This window comes from Pseudoalteromonas sp. S554 (assembly GCF_005930865.1).
GTDB lineage: Bacteria > Pseudomonadota > Gammaproteobacteria > Enterobacterales > Alteromonadaceae > Pseudoalteromonas > Pseudoalteromonas marina.
The window spans coordinates 1-17,963 of record NZ_PNDV01000075.1 but is presented as its reverse complement, the minus strand read 5'-3'; the positions used below and the strand labels follow the sequence as shown (position 1 = coordinate 17,963).

General features: G+C 38.3%; 16 protein-coding genes. 10 read left to right on the top strand and 6 right to left on the bottom strand.

Annotation, left to right across the window (positions count from 1 at the left end; genetic code table 11):
* Positions 1-432: 432 nt before the first annotated feature.
* Together CWB65_RS15545 and CWB65_RS15540 are read right to left on the bottom strand one after the other, a co-directional pair.
* Entirely contained in the window at positions 433-879 is a 447-nt protein-coding gene (locus CWB65_RS15545) for an REP-associated tyrosine transposase (RefSeq protein ID WP_138740940.1), read from the bottom strand.
* Between the two features lie 286 nt (positions 880-1,165).
* Positions 1,166-2,764 (bottom strand): ABC-F family ATPase, encoded by a 1,599-nt coding sequence (locus tag CWB65_RS15540; RefSeq protein ID WP_138740939.1) that lies wholly within the window; start codon positions 2,762-2,764, stop codon positions 1,166-1,168.
* A gap of 195 nt (positions 2,765-2,959) precedes the next feature.
* Between CWB65_RS15540 and CWB65_RS15535 the strand changes: the two genes are divergently transcribed.
* From CWB65_RS15535 to hepT, 3 genes are all read left to right on the top strand, one after another.
* Positions 2,960-4,234 carry a UPF0149 family protein gene (locus CWB65_RS15535; RefSeq protein ID WP_138740938.1) on the top strand — a complete coding sequence of 425 codons (1,275 nt, stop codon included), beginning with the start codon at positions 2,960-2,962 and terminating at the stop codon, positions 4,232-4,234.
* Between the two features lie 251 nt (positions 4,235-4,485).
* The gene (gene mntA, locus CWB65_RS15530) at positions 4,486-4,875 is read left to right on the top strand and encodes a type VII toxin-antitoxin system MntA family adenylyltransferase antitoxin (RefSeq protein ID WP_138740937.1); all 390 of its coding nucleotides are present in this window, start codon (positions 4,486-4,488) and stop codon (positions 4,873-4,875) included.
* Complete coding sequence (gene hepT, locus CWB65_RS15525; protein ID WP_138740936.1) at positions 4,868-5,287, top strand: type VII toxin-antitoxin system HepT family RNase toxin; 420 nt, start codon at positions 4,868-4,870, stop codon at positions 5,285-5,287. The genes mntA and hepT overlap by 8 nt, the downstream gene beginning before the upstream one ends.
* 500 nt (positions 5,288-5,787) lie before the next feature.
* On the opposite strand, the gene CWB65_RS15520 is transcribed toward hepT, so the two are convergent.
* Complete coding sequence (locus CWB65_RS15520; RefSeq protein WP_138740935.1) at positions 5,788-6,522, bottom strand: substrate-binding periplasmic protein; 735 nt, start codon at positions 6,520-6,522, stop codon at positions 5,788-5,790.
* 39 nt (positions 6,523-6,561) lie between these two features.
* Positions 6,562-7,305 (bottom strand): transporter substrate-binding domain-containing protein, encoded by a 744-nt coding sequence (locus tag CWB65_RS15515; protein WP_138740934.1) that lies wholly within the window; start codon positions 7,303-7,305, stop codon positions 6,562-6,564.
* A gap of 333 nt (positions 7,306-7,638) precedes the next feature.
* Between CWB65_RS15515 and CWB65_RS15510 the strand changes: the two genes are divergently transcribed.
* The 3 genes from CWB65_RS15510 to CWB65_RS19935 all read left to right on the top strand — a co-directional run bounded on the left by CWB65_RS15510 (position 7,639) and on the right by CWB65_RS19935 (position 10,505).
* Positions 7,639-8,238, top strand: a complete 600-nt coding sequence (locus CWB65_RS15510; protein WP_138740933.1) for a class I SAM-dependent methyltransferase — start codon at positions 7,639-7,641, stop codon at positions 8,236-8,238.
* The gene (locus CWB65_RS15505; RefSeq protein ID WP_138740932.1) at positions 8,235-9,773 is read left to right on the top strand and encodes a DUF8808 domain-containing protein; all 1,539 of its coding nucleotides are present in this window, start codon (positions 8,235-8,237) and stop codon (positions 9,771-9,773) included. The genes CWB65_RS15510 and CWB65_RS15505 overlap by 4 nt, the downstream gene beginning before the upstream one ends.
* Before the next feature lie 516 nt (positions 9,774-10,289).
* Positions 10,290-10,505 carry a hypothetical protein gene (locus CWB65_RS19935; protein WP_212750952.1) on the top strand — a complete coding sequence of 72 codons (216 nt, stop codon included), beginning with the start codon at positions 10,290-10,292 and terminating at the stop codon, positions 10,503-10,505.
* Between the two features lie 200 nt (positions 10,506-10,705).
* Here CWB65_RS19935 and CWB65_RS15495 read toward each other — a convergent pair whose 3' ends face one another.
* Entirely contained in the window at positions 10,706-12,283 is a 1,578-nt protein-coding gene (locus tag CWB65_RS15495) for a DNA cytosine methyltransferase (protein WP_138740931.1), read from the bottom strand.
* A 357-nt stretch (positions 12,284-12,640) separates the two neighbouring features.
* Here CWB65_RS15495 and CWB65_RS15490 point away from each other — a divergent pair, with 357 nt between their 5' ends.
* Positions 12,641-14,086, top strand: a complete 1,446-nt coding sequence (locus CWB65_RS15490; RefSeq protein ID WP_138740930.1) for an MvaI/BcnI family restriction endonuclease — start codon at positions 12,641-12,643, stop codon at positions 14,084-14,086.
* A 34-nt stretch (positions 14,087-14,120) separates the two neighbouring features.
* Here CWB65_RS15490 and CWB65_RS15485 read toward each other — a convergent pair whose 3' ends face one another.
* The gene (locus CWB65_RS15485; RefSeq protein WP_138740929.1) at positions 14,121-14,510 is read right to left on the bottom strand and encodes a hypothetical protein; all 390 of its coding nucleotides are present in this window, start codon (positions 14,508-14,510) and stop codon (positions 14,121-14,123) included.
* 529 nt (positions 14,511-15,039) lie between these two features.
* Here CWB65_RS15485 and CWB65_RS15480 point away from each other — a divergent pair.
* From CWB65_RS15480 to CWB65_RS15470, 3 genes are all read left to right on the top strand, one after another.
* Positions 15,040-15,522, top strand: a complete 483-nt coding sequence (locus CWB65_RS15480; RefSeq protein ID WP_138740928.1) for a hypothetical protein — start codon at positions 15,040-15,042, stop codon at positions 15,520-15,522.
* A gap of 2 nt (positions 15,523-15,524) precedes the next feature.
* Entirely contained in the window at positions 15,525-16,655 is a 1,131-nt protein-coding gene (locus CWB65_RS15475) for a DUF1570 domain-containing protein (RefSeq protein ID WP_138740927.1), read from the top strand.
* 93 nt (positions 16,656-16,748) lie between these two features.
* Complete coding sequence (locus CWB65_RS15470; protein WP_138740926.1) at positions 16,749-17,816, top strand: hypothetical protein; 1,068 nt, start codon at positions 16,749-16,751, stop codon at positions 17,814-17,816.
* The last annotated feature ends 147 nt before the right edge of the window (positions 17,817-17,963 follow it).

The window sequence follows — 17,963 nt, the reverse complement described above, 5'->3', positions numbered from 1 at the left end:
CTCCTTAACTTCTCGGTGGTGAAAAATTCACTTTTATAGCACAAGTAAAACGTTGCTTTAAACGAATGCAAAGCGCGTCTGCAGGCTACATTCAGCCACTGCTTTTAAAAACTGAGCTTTAAAACCGTATTGCACAAAGAGAAGCGAATGAGGAGTAAATGAGAAGCCATAGTAAGCAGAGTAAACTGATTTTTTGTAGACGAAGAGCTTGCTCACGTTAGAAGTGCAGCTTCTTGTTACTAACTTTTAAAGCGATTCCTCTAAAAGCGCAGCGCCTCTCAACCTCTTTGTGAAAAATGGGCTTTAAATCTTAATGCATAAAAAGAAGCGAATGAGGAGTAAATGAGTAGCCATACTAAGCAGGGTTAACTTATTTTGTAGACGTAGAGCTTGCTCACGTTAGAAGCGACAGCTTCTTGTTTTACATGCTATTTAATTTAAATAAATACAATCCCAAAATGGATATTGCCCGACACTTTTTACTATGCCAGTTCTTAGTGGGTTAGCAACAATATAACGAGCTTGATTAATTAAATCTTTTTCAGAACGAAGCTGATGCTCAAAATAATTTTGCTGCCAAATCTTGCCTGTTGTTTCATTTAGCTTATTTATTTTTACAGTCGTTACACTTTTAAAGATTTTTATTACGTTAGCTAGTGAGCAGTCTTTAAGCTGAAATAACCAATGGAGGTGATCAGGCATTAATACATAACAAATTGTATTTACTTTATTTTGCATATCCACAATAGCCTTTGCTGCAATACATGCATTGCTAAATTCTTTAAATAGAGGTGCTCTATTTATGCAGCATATAGTCACAGAGTAGAACTGATTATTATTTGAAAAACGATGTGCTAATAATTTTGAGGAGTCATGCATAGGAAAGGAATATATTTTGGCTTTGTATAAACATAGATAAGAATTAATCTAAAACAAGTTTTAAAAAGCCTTGCTTTTTCACGCCAGCAAGCTGCGCGTCTACAAGTTACTTTGTAAACGTAGAGCTTGCTCACGTTAGAAGTGAAAGCTTCTCAGCGCTACACAAAAAACACGAGCAATAGTTAATCACCTCTTGGTGATGATTTAATTACTTGTTTACTAATGCATTTAACCAAGCACAAAAAAGGCGCTAACTAAGCGCCTTTTAAACTAAAAACCAACGGGTTTATGCTTTTTTCTCTTCGCAGCTTGCAAGGTACTCATCAAACGTACCCTGAAAATCAATAACCTGCTTATCTTTAATATCAATAATACGCGTAGCTAACGACGACACAAACTCACGGTCGTGGCTTACAAAAATAAGCGTACCTGCAAAGTCTTTAAGCGCATTATTTAACGCCTCAATGGCTTCCATATCCATGTGGTTTGTTGGCTCGTCCATTACAAGCACGTTCACGTCTTGCATCATTAACTTACCAAATAACAAACGGTTTTTTTCACCACCTGAACAGTTACGCGCTTTTTTGTTTGAATCGTCTGCGGTAAACAACAAACGGCCCAACATGCCACGTACCATTAAATCGTTATGCTTGGCCGTACGCCACTGCGACATCCAATCAAATAACGTTAAATCGTTATCAAAATCTTTAGTGCTGTCTTGCGGGCAGTAACCAAAGCTCGCATTTTCAGACCACTTAATTTCGCCTTCGTTACTTTTAAGCTCGTTAACCAAACAGCGTAAAAAAGTAGTTTTACCCACACCGTTTTCGCCAATTACCGCAAGCTTTGCACCGGCTTCTAGTAAAAACTCACCGCCACTAAATAACGTTTCACCATCAAAACCATGGCCAAGCTTGTTTACTTCAAGCGCTTGGCGGTACATTTTTTTGCCTTCGTCAAAACTTAACGATGGGCTCATACGGCTTGACGCTTTAACTTCATCAAGCTTAATTTTATCCATTTTTTTAGCGCGCGAACTTGCTTGCTTAGCTTTAGACGCGTTAGCACCAAAGCGGTTAACAAAGTCTTGTAGCTCGTCAATCTCTGCGCTCTTTTTAGCGTTTTCGGCTAACAGCTGCTCGCGCTGCAAGCCTGACGCTTCTAAAAACTTCTCGTAGTTACCTGGGTAAATACGCAGCTCGCCGTAATCAATGTCGGCCATGTGTGTACATACCGAGTTTAAAAAGTGGCGGTCATGCGAAATAATAATCATGGTGCATTTACGTTTATTAAGCTCATCAGCAAGCCACGTAATGGTGTGAATATCCAAGTTATTGGTAGGCTCATCGAGTAGCAGTATATCTGGGTTTGCAAACAAGGCCTGTGCTAAAAGCACACGGAGTTTCCAACCTGGGGCAACGTTTGCCATTAACCCATAATGAAACTCTTTATCTATACCCGCTTCTATTAGTATTTCTTCAGCGCGGCTTTCGGCGGTGTAACCGTCCATTTCGGCAAAAACGCTTTCAAGGTCGGCCACTTTCATGCCGTCTTCTTCGCTCATTTCGGGTAACGAATAAATACGTTCGCGCTCTTGCTTTACTTTCCAAAGCTCAACGTCGCCCATAATTACCGCATCTACCACCGTGTATTGCTCAAATGCAAACTGGTCTTGGCTAAGGTTACCTACTTTTAAACCCGGGGTAATCGACACATTACCCGCGCTAGGCACAAGCGCACCGCTTAAAATTTTCATGAAGGTCGACTTGCCGCAGCCGTTAGCGCCAATTAAACCGTAACGGTTACCGTTACCAAATTTAGCTGAAATGTTTTCAAACAACGGCTCTGCGCCAAACTGCATCGTAATATTTGCGGTGGAGATCAAAAAAGGTGTCCTAGAAAAATACTGACAGGGTTATGGGCGCAGCAGGTGCGAAAATAGACCAGGCAATAGGAGTAAATAAGGCGGCAAATTATACAGGCCAAGCATATTAAAGGCTAGCCTATTTAAACGTTAATTCACTTGATTGCTTTTGAACACGGCTTTATTGTAGTAAAAAATATCAAAAAAGAGTGAGTTATGTCGCCAGCTAAAATTCGCAGCGAAGTTATAAAACTTAGTAAGCTAAGTGTAAAGCAGCCAGATTATTACTTTATTCAGGGTTACTTTTTAGGATTAGGCTTACTGCCTGACATAATAATGCCCAGCCAATGGCAGCCAGACCTGTTAGGTGACATTAATTTCACATCAGACGCAGAGTTAAAGTACCTCGCAAGCCTGATGGGAAATTACAATAACAGCATGCAAAAAGTGATGAGCGAAGATTTTAAAATGCCCACTAAATGCAGCTTATCGAAAACCGATTACCGCGATTCACTTAAAGTTAATATGCCATTACCAAATTACTGTAAAGGGGCATTACAGGCACTTAAGTTTATTGATAAACGCAGCCTAGATAAACACCAAAAAGAGGTGCTAGCAAGTTTGATTGAAGTACTTAATGCGTTTAGTTCTGAGCAAGCCGCAGTGAAAAAATTTATAGGAAATCAAGGCTTAGCGCAATCATTTAAAAAGAACTACGTCTACTTTGTAGCCGATGTGCTTTACAACATTCGTTTTATTGAAGACACCCTCTGGAGCGATGAAGAAGCCGCGTTTAACGAACAATTTACAGAAGAGTTTGCACACCAACAGCACAACGATGATTTTGCAGCTGGTAAAATAATTGACGACGAAGTGATTGATCAGTTAATGGAAGCAATTCTTAGTAACTTTACCCCAAGCGCGTTTGAACCGATAGAAGCGTTACTTGAACTGTTCGAGGGTTTTATAACAAAGCAATTCATAGCACAAAACCAAGGCCATTTTTGGCTGATCCACGAAACACGGCCTTATATGATGATACGGGCGCACCGCGCAAAAATCAACGCGTTACAGGGCAATATACAACTTGCCATTGATGAGTTAGAAACGCTGTGGCAACTAAACCCCATGGATAATCAAGCGAATCGCCATTGGCTAATGAACTGCTATATAATTAAAGGCCAGTGGCAAAAGCTAGATGCATTTTTAGCCGACTTTGACAGCGAAGAGCTCCATGCCACAGCAAGCCGCGCCTTGAGTGAGTTTCATAAAAATAGTGATTCTATACAAGCCAAGCAATACAAAACTCAGCTTAAACAGCTTAATAAACATTTTATAAAAATACTCACCGGGCAAGAAAAACTAAAAATTAACCAAATTGAGTTTTATAGCCCAGGAAGTAAAGAAGAAGTAGGCGTGTACTTAGAGTCACTTGGCAAACAAGCGTGGATAGCCACCGAAGGCAGTTTGTTTTGGCTGAGAAAAAAGTAAATGAAAAAAGTTAAAGATTGAAGGTTAAAGGTAAAAGTTCACGGGCTACGGTTTTTGGGCTTCTGGCACAACCTAGCACCTGAAATCTAGAACCTAATACTTTTGGCTTTCAGCGCAGCGCCTCTTCACCTCTATGGTGAATAAATTCCTTAAAATTAATTTACGTGGATAAAAATGCATTATCGGTTTTAGTGTTCAGTATAAAATAGATAAGTTATGATTATCTTAGTTTTTACGAATGGTTTTTTATTTTGAGCACTAATATTTTTCAACAAATAGTTAATTACTTGCAGAAAAATAGCGACATTGAAGTGGTTTGGCTATATGGCTCTCACGCCAAAGGTACAGCGCAACCTCATAGTGACATTGACCTTGCTATCGCTTTTAAAAATTTTGAACTTAGCTCTTTTGATAAACGACTAAGGCCAAAAGAGCTCGAGTTAGAGATCAGTAATGCACTTAGTTTAAACGAACAGCTTATTTCAATCGTTGATATAAACTTAATCCCCAGTTACCTTGCATTCAATATCGTGGAATACGGGGAGGCAATTTTAGGTAAAAATAGCCTTAGATCGATGAAGGAGCAGCAGCGTATTTATAGCCAGTTTGAATTTGAGATGATAGCGAGTAACCATGACTGATACAGGAATAGCGCTTTATATAAGAGAAGTAACACGGCATATTGATGAATACATGCAAGAGCTGGACGAATTAAGCCAAATAGATCAACTAAATAATAGAGACTATCGTGCCGCAGAGCGCTTGCTACAGTTAATGACAGAAGTATGTATTGGCTTATCTAAACATTGGCTTAAAAAGTATAAAAATACGACAAGCAGTAACGCTTACCAAACATTTAGCGAGCTAACGCAACTCGGTGTTTTAACCGATAATGAGTTACTTTCATGGCGTAAAATAATCGGTTTACGCAATGCGCTTGTGCATGATTATTTGAATATAGATCAGGAAATTGTGAAGGCGATTATTAAAAAACAACATTATGTAACCATGCATTTGTTTAGCCAAAAAGCGATGGCCGAATTAGCAAGCTAATTTAGATTAAAGGGGGAAGGGTAAAAGCCCACGGGCGGCGGGTATTGGGCTTCCCAGCGCTTTTTATCTTGAGCCTTAGGCCTTCTATTTTCAGCACAGCGCATCATAACCTCTTTGTAAATAGTGATCTTACGCCGCATAAAGCCCCGCCTGCCATAACCGCCAACGTTAATCATATAGGTAGGCGTGAGTTTGTCTCATGCTTTTAATTTAAAAACAATTTTGCACCATAGAGGGGCCTGATACGTTTTGCGCTACACACAGATGCCTTGGTATTTATTAATTGTATCTACCTCTGCACCTACAAAGGTATTGTTTTGTTTAATTATATAAGGTGCCCATTTTTAGCGTTTTAGTTCACGCTAGCGTATTAAACTGATCAGCCATTACTAATGAAAGGTAAAAGGCAGCTAATTTATAACCAAAGCTAAACGCACACAAAGGGTACAATAGGCCTTAAATTTACCAAATAAGCACGCAAGATTAACTAATTTAAAGTATTAGTGGTTTTGGTAAATACGCTCAATAGCTGCTTTATTATTAAAAATGTACGAATTAATAACCGTTATATCGTCAGTGGTTACCGTTTTTTTACTCAGCATAAAATGCACGTTATTTACATTTATAGGCTCAAGCAACGCCGCCGGCATAATGTTTGAGTACTGTTTAGTAAAGTGCTGCGCCACTAACGAATCATCAATTAAATAATTAATACGCTGCTTGTTAAGCATACCAAAACGTTTTTTAGACTCGCTCGTAAGTACAACCTGCTCAGCATACTGTAAGCGCAATTGCTCAAACGTTTCACCAAAAACACTTCCCCTGTTAACCCCCACAGTTAGCGACTGACTAAATAGCTGGTTAATACTGTGTAAGTTGGGCGAGTTGGTATGTTTGTACAGCAGCATTTTTTCAACACGATAAGGTAACGTAAAGTAAGCATACTCCGCACGCTCAACAGTTTTGCTAGCAGCAAAAATTAAATCAACACGGCCCTGTTTTAGCTCTTCAAATGCACGTAACGAGTTAGGCAGCACACTAAAATTTAAACAATAAGGTGAGCCTTTAAAAATAGCGTTAAGTACGTCTATTTCAGTACCACCCAGCGTATTGTTTTTTAATATTACGTAAGGCGGCCAGTAACTTTCGTTGGTAGCCACCGTTAACGTTTTAGTGCATCCCCAGGCATTAAATGCACTAAAAGTAAAAAGGGTTATAAACAATAATATTTTCAAACTACAGCCTTTTGTAAACGGTTTTTAGTGTGTGTTTAGTTATAATTTTTCAAACAGTTCTGCTAATTGTGCCTTATGGCTTTGTATTAATTTATTAACCTCAATAACATCTTGCATAGTAGACGTATTTTTACTCAGCATTAAATGAATAGAGCCCTTATTAACATAGGTTGTAGTATTAACTCGCTTAATAGTGTTTGACTGGCTAATAAAGTACTCACCCACTAACTGGTCTTCAATTATAAAATCGACCCGTTGTTTAGCTAATAAAGCAAAACGCGTTTTTGCCGCACCGGTAAAAATAATTTGTTTTGAATAAATACTTTTTAAGTGCTCAAATTGCTCGCCGTAATAACTCCCTACATGAGCGGCTACGGTGTAGCCCTGTTCAAGCGCATCTTGCAGGTTTTTAACTTTATAGTGTTTATTTTTATGCTGATACAGCCACATCACCTCGTTGCGGTAACTATCCGAAAAATAAACATGCTCTGCACGTTTTTCAGTAAAGCTGGCAGCCCAGCCTAAATCCATTCGGCCTTTAGTTTGTTCAACAAATGCGCGCTCTGTATTGGGTAAAAACTCAACCTGAACACAGTAAGGCGACCCCGCAAAAATAAGCCAAAGCGCCGTTACTTCTTTACCTTGTGCGTGGCCGTCTACATTAACTACGTAAGGCGGCCAATAGGTATCGTGCGACGCGACAAAAAACCTTTTTTCGCAAGCCCCACTCCCAAAAGAGAGGGCTACTAACAAATACAACCCGTATTTTTTTAATCTATGCATAATATCCCTCATGCTAGCGACGCAATACGTACAGTATAAACCAGCCTAAAAATTTGGTAGCAAAATTTTGTGTAAATAGGTAAACAGCAATACGCGATTTATAAAGTTATTTATTTTTAATCAATGCGTTGGGAGGTCTAAGCTAACATGTTCAATTTTGTAACCGTTAAATTTGCAGTGCGTAAATATGATTAATAAAAAGGGCGTATTAATTTAAAATATTCTACTACTAAGTCTATATTTTATTTATTTGTTCCTGTAGATTAAACACCAATGAATTTAATATTAACAGCGGCTTAGCTGTTAAACGATTAGCCAAGGAGCGGGTGTATCGTGCCAAGTACCACACTCACTTACTACAATAACAACGCACAAACCTTTAGCGACTCAACGCTTAATGTTGATATGTCGGCGTTATATGCTGAGTTTTTACCGCATGTAAAACAGCACGGCCATATTCTTGACGCTGGCTGTGGCTCAGCTCGCGATGCCGCTTACTTTAAAAACCAAGGGTTTACTGTCAGCGCGTTTGACGCAAGCCCAGCACTTGCAAAGTTAGCCAGTAATTACTTACAACAACCGGTAGAGATTAAAACATTTCAAGAGCTAGAGTGTGTTAATAAATACGACGGCATTTGGTGCTGCGCGAGTTTATTACATGTACCAAAAGCTGAGTTATCGCAAGTGTTTTTAAAGCTGCAAAATGCCCTAAAACCAAACGGAGTTTTATATGTGTCGTTTAAATATGGCACGCAAGAGCGTGTACATAATGGCCGTGAATTTACCGATTTAAATGAAGATGGTCTAACCGCGCTAATTACCCATCACACCGAGCTTAAAATAATAAAACAGTGGCAAACGGTTGATCAGCGCCCAGAGCGCGAGAGTGAAGTGTGGCTTAATGCGTTAATTAAGGCTGCTCCCACTTTATGATTGGCGCAATGCAGCAACAGCTCGACTTCATAGCATACATACAACGTATGCTAGTTGAGGGCGATTTTAGCGCTACCTACAAGTTTGCGCTTTTACACGCTATTGCCGATGTATGCGTAGAACAACCGCTGTTATCTGAGCAAAGTGAATTAGTCATAGAGCTACCAACCCTTGCCGATAAACTTATTACTTTATACTGGCACCATGCAATGCCGTTTTCGTCAGAGCACACCGGCGAAAGCGCTTTACTTAAGCAAAATACAGGCGCGCAATCAAAAGTAATTAGCGTATTGTTTGAATGCCAACAAAACAACATACGTAACTTTCGCCAGCTTAAGCAAAGCCTGTTTTATAAGCCCACGTTTAATGCGGCTATGGCAACACTAAAATCAGGGCCGCTTTGGCGCTTACAAATACTCGCTAAACAAGAAGAATGCTTTTTGTACCCGCACACAAACAGCACTCAATTTATTACCTTAAATGCAGGTATAGCTAGCTGCTTTAGGCGCTTTTACGACCTAGTTGTATATTTAGCTAAAAATGCATGGCTGCAAAAAATTCAAAGTATAAAGCACAACCAAGCGCTAATTGGCCCGCAAAGCCAGCTGCAAGAGTTTTTATTTGGGGTAGACCGTAATGCACTCACTAAAGCAAAGCCCGTTTTAGTAGAGCTTCAATCAAACATCTGTTTTTATTGCCAAAAGCCAATGAAAAACGATGTTGAGGTAGATCACTTTATTCCGTTTGCCCGCTACGCAAACGACCTTGGGCATAACTTTGTTGCCGCACACCGTGCATGTAATAACAACAAACGCGATTTTTTAGCTGCACAGCAGCACCGTGAACGCTGGCAGAACCAAAACTTGGTCGTTAACAGCCACATTATTAGTAATGAGCTAAGTGCGTATTTTCATTGCGATGCCGATAAATCGCTTGCTGTAAGTAATTGGGCTTACCAAGTAGCGCAAGCAAACAGCGCTAAATTATGGCTCGCCAATAAAGACCATTTCGAACATGCAAAACCAACCGCAGAATTGTTTACGTTTCCAAATAAAGCACGACCTGAGTTAGAACAAGTTGCTGAACCAGACGCTTGTTTAAAATCAGACGATAACGCATTAAAACTGCCGTATTTCCCTAATATTAAAATAGCCTGCGGACATTTTAAAACAGGCGATAGCAGCGATGTTGAATATTTAGACGCGCCACTTGGTGCAGGCAAGCTTGATCCAAACGTGCATTTTTTAGCACGCGCATCGGGCAACTCTATGAATGGCGGTAAACACCCAATACTTGATGGCGACTTACTGCTACTCGAGCTTATAACGTCCGATAAAGCAGGATCGTTACGCGGCCAAATAGTCGCGATAGAGCGAGATGATATAGGTGGGGAAGGGCAGTATTTACTGCGCAAAGTTAATAAATTACCAAACGGGCAATATGAGCTAATTGCTCAAAACCACGATTATGAGGTAATGATTGCAGATGAAAGCATGCGAACGTTCGCACGGTTTAAACAAGTGGTTTCAGAGTAGTTTGTAGTCGCGCTTTAACTTGTAGGCGCAGAGCTTGCTCGCGCGAAAAGCGCAGCTTTTAAATTTTTAGGTCGTACCGCAGTCGGGAGTTTACCTCACGCGTTAAAGTGTCGAAGCTGGCTTTAGACATGATTTCTACATGGTTTTGGGAAAAGGGATTTAAAAACCTCTATTCGAGGTTATATCGCGTTGGCGATAGCAACCAAAGGGCGGCTGCCGCCGACCGCCCTTTGGAATCCCACGGCGCGCCCGAGGATCACACTGTGTCCTCAAGTTAAAAATTGATGTGAACGTAAGCGCCGTGTATTCGCCGTCCATGGCGAAGTCACGGCTTAACTTGCATCCATGCAAGTGATTACTCATCAGTTTATAACTTTCGGGTGTGATCATGGGGAATTGGAGTGTGTTGGTAGATTAGTGTTTATCAATATAAGTATGCAGAGTTCTTATATTCAAAGAAGCTGCGATTTAACTGAAAGTTAATTTAACTAACTTATAACTTTAAGGGATGAATAAATGGCAATACAGCCAATTAAATTTAGTAAATCATGTATAAAAACACTAACAGCTGTAGAAGCGGATGAAGCACGTTCGCACCAGCATGAATTTCAAGGAGTTGCTCCGTTAAAAGAAATGTTTGGTTATGCTAAATTAACTACCAAAGCTACTTTTTCAATTAGAGGTAGTAGCGATTCGTACTCAGCGGATCTAACTTGGTATGATGCTAGATAAGGAAATCCAAATCGCTCTGCTGAATATAGGTTATATTTTCAAAGTTCCCCTGTAATGGAGGCGGCTCAAGAGGGTGATATAATAGTAATTGGATATGATAAGAATAATAATATTCACTCTGAACTTATTCAGAGCCAAAGATTAACAAATCAAAATACTCAATGGCAAATATCCCAAAATACAGTTCATTATTGATGCTGCTAGTTACGTTTAATTAAATTAGCTAAGCACGCTCCTAGTCTGTAGCCTAGAAGTGGTGGAACTGCATTACCTACTTGAGTATATTGCGGTACCTCAAACTTACGCATTTGCCCACCTGTAGTAACTTTTGAGCGAAACTCAAATTGGTCAGGAAATGATTGTATTCGAGCCATTTCCCTTACAGTCAGTACGCGAAGTTCGCTCTTATCGTAATGACAGGCGTCGTCTGGGATTGATAGCGCTGCAGGTGCAGGAGAATCTGCAATTAATGCTTTTTGAGTTTGTTTTTTAGTCGGATGTTCTAATAGGTATTGGATTAGATCGGACTTATTTTTAAATTTAATCAATTTGTTTTGATGATTTAAAAATTCTTTATTAATTAATAAAGCAGCGCTCTCATTACTTAAGGTCGCTATACCATTTTTAAGAATATTAAATACGTCTTTTGTTACTTGTTTTTTATCAATATCTTGCAATATTTGGTAAATTCTAAAACGTCTTTTTACAATATCACTGTTTGCCCTTAGTGCATGATTTTTTAGCTCGGTAACGCCCCCTAGGACACCTGAAAAATGAGTATTTAATTCATTAATATATGTAGATGTTTTTGATGGACTAGTTAGCTTTAAATCATCAAGTGCATCTTTTACTGTTGCGGTATCATCAGCGATTAAGGAGCTGAGAAAGCTATCTTTAAAGAGCTTAAAGTGCTCTGTTTTTGTTATGTCGAAATAGGGTAGATCACTAAATTTTACGTTATTAATGTTCTTCTTAGCTTTTTTGAAAAAGCAAACTGATTGCTTGAATAATTCTATTTCAGTTTCATTTAAATTCTTAAGCTTTTCAAAATAGTCATCACGTATTGCAATCATGATAAAGCGAGGTCTGTTTTGAGCTATACCGGCAAATTTGGCATTAATATGTAAGCAAAGCGGAATATAACCTTTGGTTGCAAATACCTTTGCAACTTCATGCCATGCGTGAAATTTGTTTCCGTCTTCATCATTAAAAGCGCGTAAAATACCTGTAACGTTTTCTAGCATTGCAATTTTAGGGCGAACTAGAGACACAAAAGTTGCAAACTCCCAAGGTAGGGTATTTTTATCGCAATCTTTTTTACGCATACCCGCCATACTGAAACTTTGGCAAGGTGGTCCGCCAGATACTAGATCTAACTCACCTTTACCAAATGAGTTGTGGAGTTCATTGCATAATGCTGAGTTTGCTTTTAATAGCTTATTAAGTTCAACAATACTGCCAACTACAAGTTTATTTTGAAAATTCTTTAAGTCGTTAGGTAAATCAGAGTACCCATCTTTATTGTCGAACTCAGGGAAGTGAAAAGGGTTTTCCCTTAATCTAGGTTTTAAATCTTTATAATTACTGTTTAGCCATAGTGTATTTGCTGGCATTAAGTTATCTTCAGCTAATTGTGCTAAATCTTCTTTAAAAAAATTATAAGCAAAAGTTTCTGCCGCCATTGGAGAGAGTTCATTAGCAAGTACGGTATTAAAACCGATACTTTCTAGTCCTAATGTTAAGCCGCCACAGCCTGCAAACAATTCAATATGATTCAAAACACACCAAGTAATAAATGAAAACCACAGAATTTTACGGTAATCGCCTCTAAAAGTCCAGGTAAGAATTTATTATTTTATCTGTTGACTTAAGAGTTTGAAAAGAATAAGTTAATTTAAGGCTTATGAGAGTAGCCTTCCTTCCTGTAAAGACCCTTTGTGTCCTCTCTGTAGATAAAGTTGTGAATTCGCAGCTAGATTTACAGTGTTCGGACTGAAATCAATTTATTACTTTAACTACATACATTTCTGGCGCGGGAAGTGCCGTCCTGATTATAGGAGAAGCGTTTAGCATCACCCATTTAACCTAAATTTATTTTAGCTGCGATGAATTCCAAAATATTTGGACCATCGAAAATGATAAATGAAAAACGACTTAAGCAAGAAGCAAAACTTTTAAAGAAAAACAATGACAGTTTAAATCAAGCTCAAGCACTAAATATTGTTGCTCGTAAGTACGGCTATTCTAGTTGGCCTGATGTTTCAAAAGAGTTAAAAAAGCAAGAGATAGAAGGTATTCCCATACCAAGCATTTCAACAAATTTTGTTGAATACAATGAAGTTGAAATGTCAGAAAAGGATTATGAAGTTTATGATCAAGAAAGGGCCAGTGATTTACAACTAGACCAAAAATTATTGTTGAGAAGTAATACCGTTGCTTTGACCAAGTTAGGTGTTGAGTTTTCTCTTTTTGAGCCTACGCAAACAGGTTTGAATAAATCTATTCTGGATGCAACTCAATCAGTAAGAGATCATTTTGAGTTAGAGGAATTTCATTATTACTTCGAACAAGAACAAGGCGTTATAAGAAAAGAAGTTAGCTACTTAGTTAATCAGAATGAAATAAAAGAAATTGTTGGAAGTTTTTACCGCCCTAAAACTAAGCAGGGTGATCCAAGGATGTGGTATAGGCAATTACCAAAGTTTGCCACTGCAGGTGATCAAATTGCTATTGTTATTTATCAGGGAGCCCCGCATCTTATTAATCTTAGTCAAGTTAATTTAGAGAATGAATTACAAAACCCTTATAGCCAAATATATAAATTAATAAAAAGTTATATAAATAAGGAATTCTCTTATTCAGCAGAGTTACTTGATAAAATAAAAGAATTAGCTAAACAGCCATTTAAAGCACAGCGAAGTGGTGATACAGCAATAGGTTACACATTAGAGGCTTTACTTGGTATAGATGCAAATTCATCAAAAGATCCTGATTATCATGGTATTGAAATAAAGTCTGGTAGAGGTGGTAAAAACCGAACAACTTTGTTTGCCCAAGTTGCTGATTGGAATTTAAGTCCTTGTGGTTGCAAGGAAGTTGATTTTACTAAAGGCTCTAGTGCAAAAATTTTAGATAGATACGGCTATGAAAGAGAAGATGATTTTAAATTGTACTGCACAGTCAGCACTCAACGCCAAAATACTCAAGGTCTGCATTTTATATTTAACAAGCAAAAGGATCAGCTTGAAGAATGGTATCGAAATGAAGAGCTAGTAGCTGTTTGGCCAGCTAAACTGTTGAAAAAAAGGTTAGTTGAAAAACATTCAGAAACTTTTTGGGTACAAGCTAAGAGCTTTAAAAAGAGTGGCGAAGAATTTTTTCAACTAGAAAAAGTAGTTCACACCAAAGCACCTGTCTTGAGTCAGCTCATACCATTGATCTGCTCAGGGGTTATTACAATGGATCATTTGATAAAACGCTCTGGTAAAACTGGTCGCGTTACAGAAAAGGGGCCACTATTTAAAATAGATAAAAGAAACTTAGAGTTACTTTTCCCTGAGCCTGTAGATATTATCTTATAAGTAATCATAAAAAATTGAGCTTTTTTATGATTTTCTAAGCTGCAATAACTGCAGATATAACTGCAATTATAACTGCCGTTATTGCTACTTTGTATGTTTTAATCGCGATGCGGTTAGATTTTTCTGATTCTTTAATAGATAGGTATGTTAGGTAGCTAAAGTATGCAGTTGGAGTAAGCTGCCAGTCACCTTGTTGATTATGCAAATTATTATTTGAAATTCTAGTAAAGTCATTAATACTATCAGGGCCATTAGGCTGCAGGCAGATATTCTTTATTATCTCTGCTATACGATATAAACCAATGCCGTTTAGTTCCTTAGTTTCAGCAGCTTCAGCTAAACTAAATTTTTTATTTGATTTATTATTATCTAAAATAAACTCAGTTACTCTGAGCACATCAGGCTTTTTTTCTGATTTTTTCATGCCTTACCCTTGTATTGATTAAGCCCATAGAAGTTTAAACTAACTGCTTGTAGATACCAATCTGTTGCATTAAATCACCCCTGTTTGTGAGTGGTTAGTTTACTAAAAAGTGCATTGAAAACAAGCATTAACTCATTATAGAGTTAAAGGCTAATGCCAAGAAAATCCCCCTCGTGATCACACCCGAAATTGAATTAATGATGAGTAATAGCAGCGCATGGATGCGCGTTAAGCGATGCTTACACACGGACGTGTTTCATCGCGTTTACGTTCATATCATTAATTTAAATTGAAGAAATAGTGCGATCCTCGGGGCGCCGAGAGATTCCAAAGAGAAGTCGGCGGTTACTTCTCTTTGGTTGCCATCGCCAACGCGATATAAGTAAATACAATTTAAAAGCTGCGCTTTTCGCGCAAGCAAGCTTTGCGCCTACAGATTTATTAATCATTGTATTTATAAATTAACAGCAATCACTTATATTCTGCTTTATAAAAGTAAATTTTAAGCACTGTAAGTTAAGGAAAAGTGATGATTAAATGGATTTTGGTAGTTTCAACTACTTTATTTACCGCTGAAGTTTTTGCCGGCGATGCTTACTCTCAATCGCGTTGCGATGGCATTAAAAAAGAGCGTGAACATATTCGTTCAAAAATGCGCCAGGGTTACAAAGCCGCTGAAGGTGAAAGACTCAAAACTCGCTTTACTTTTTTATTTAAACAGCTTGCTAATCATTGCGATAAACCCAAAAAAGCCGCTACACGCCAATACGTTAAATCTGCACGGGCTTACTCTTCAAATAACAGTACATTACTGAATCAAAAAGTGGCGACTATGTCTTTATATAGCGATAGCTATAGTAATAAAGTAAAGCTAGATGCATGGTCAAAATTTTATAAGTTGCCTGAGCGCTGCCGTAAAAAAGGAATGAACACATCAGAGTTTGTTTGGTGCAGTGAATATAGGGGGAAACAAAAAGCATTGTTTGAAGCGCAGTGGAAAGGGAAGCCGTAATTATGTTTAAAACTAAGTTGCGTGTTGTATTTATGTTTTTTGTGTTTGTAATTGCTTGTGGTTTAGTGGCTAACCATTTGACGGGGCGTGTATTTAATTTTTACGATCCGATTGGTGAAGTTAAGCGCATTTATAAAAGTTTAAGCACACAAAGTTTAGAACCATCGATAACAAAAACAGCAATAAATAAAACTGTTATGAAAGTTCAGGGCAATAAAACGTCTACTGACTTTCATTTTCCGCAGGCTGATATTACTCGGTGTGTTGATACCTCTTTAGGGGAAGTTAAATATGAACGCAATGGCGATATTTATACTTGGACAGATAGCCAAGGCGTTGTGCATTTTACCGATGAAAAACCTAACTTTGCAGTTGCAACGTACGATTCAGGTTTTAAAGCGCCGCTCGATTACTTTGATTTAACCTTAAATACCCCTAAGTTACCGTCGTCTTTTAACCAAGCTTTACGCATAAAGCTAAATACTGTTTTTAAGGTTTATGGTCAAATAATTGGTGTGCACGCACTTAAAAAAGTGAAGCTAAATTTGACTGTTTTGCCTACTAGAGGCTCTTATGAGGTGGCTATTAAGCAGCGCGGTGGCGACCCTAGAAATTCAGTGGGGATGTATTTTCATGCTAGTAACTCTGCGTTTATAGAGTATAGAAATACTCAAAATGCAATGAGCACAGCGGTGCATGAAGCGGTTCATGCGATTAATAAAGCTGTACTAGGTTATACGCCTAGGTGGTTAAATGAAGGGTTTGCAGAGTACTTTGAAATTACTAAAAACCATATGCAAACCGGTATTGTAGAGCCTAATACCTCGTGGACAATAAATAATAAACTCGCTAAGGGCGTTTTTAATATTAGCAGGTTAATAGGTTCAGAAGAGTCGTGGAAACAAAACAATACGAGTAAATTATACGCAAGTAGTTGGGCGACAATTTACTTTTTGATGGATTCATCGCAGGGGAGAATATTACTTAAAAATATAATGCTAGCCGAGCAGGAGTCCCCTTGTAATAAATTGCAGCCCAAGCAGTTAAAAAACATGCTGCACTCTGAGTTTCCTAATTTTAGTAAGGTTTATGCCCAGTGGTTAAAAACACCGTTTAAGGCGCATAACTTTTAACAACAATGGCATTTTAGTTATTTTTAGCGTTAGCCCTAGTGTGAGTTTTGTTTTTTAAGTATTGTTGTTTAACTATTATGCTGGGCTAATTTAATGAAAATAAAAACACGTCATGTATTGTTGTTGGTTGTGGTGTTGCTGGTTTTACACTTTTTTTATAAACCAAATACCCATGTGGTTGAAGTAAATAACTATACGCACAAAGCTGAAAATGCTGAGAGTTATACGCATGTGTATACTACTGAAACCGTGAACTATAAACGTGTTGGTAATGTGGCCACTAAGGCTAAAGCCCAGCCTAAAGCTGCTCCAGTGCAACAAAATAGTTGTGAGTTGGTTCACGACCCTGAAGAACTTGAATACGCGCAAAGTGAGCTGTCGCAGTTAAACGATAATCTCGATTTTACAGCCGAACAATTTGATATTGGCCCTTACACCTCTGTTAATTTAATTACCCCTAATGTAAATAGCGATTATCATAAAACGCTGCGTATTCGTTTATTTGAAGCATACGAAAAGTATCAAAACTTATTTGGTTTATACCCCAACAAATCCATTTTAATGAACTTGGTTGTATTACCTAATAATTATTACGACGATTATGTGTCGCGCTTTGGGGCTTTACCAAGCAACAATGCGGGGATTTACTTTGGTAAAAATAATACGGCGTTAGTGAGGTTTGATAAGGCCGATCCGCAAAGTAGTTTACGCGTAGCAATTCACGAGGCAATGCATGTCATTAATTTTAATTTAATTGGCAGTACCCCTAGGTGGTTAAACGAGGGAATAGCTGAGGTTTTTGAAAACACGCTGATTTATAAAACTAACCGAACTATTGCTATTCCTACCTACCGTGTACGCCGGACGTATATGGAGTTTAGGTCGTTAATTGATTCAGAGGCGTTGTGGGAGCAGCAGTCTTACCGTGGCGATTTATATGCAAATGCGAATAATTGGTTGGCGTTTTTTATTCAGCATAAGCAGGGCAGAAGGGTGTTAAAGGCAATTGTGCAGGCTGAGGCTAAAAACCCGTGCAATACGCTTGAGAATGAGGTGATTTTAAATGCGCTTTCTGCCTATTTTATAGATTACGAGCAGGCGTATTTAGTGTGGTTAAAGACATCGCAGCAGGTTAAGGGCGAGTTTATTCCTGTTTATTAAAGTGTGTTAGTTATTTATAAGCGTAATGCACAAAGAGAACAAAATGAGGAGTAAATGAGAAGAGCCGAGCTACTTGATCACTTCTCTAAAAGCGAAGCGTCTCTAAACCTCTTTGTGAATAATGGGGTTTTAGGGCTTTAATGCACA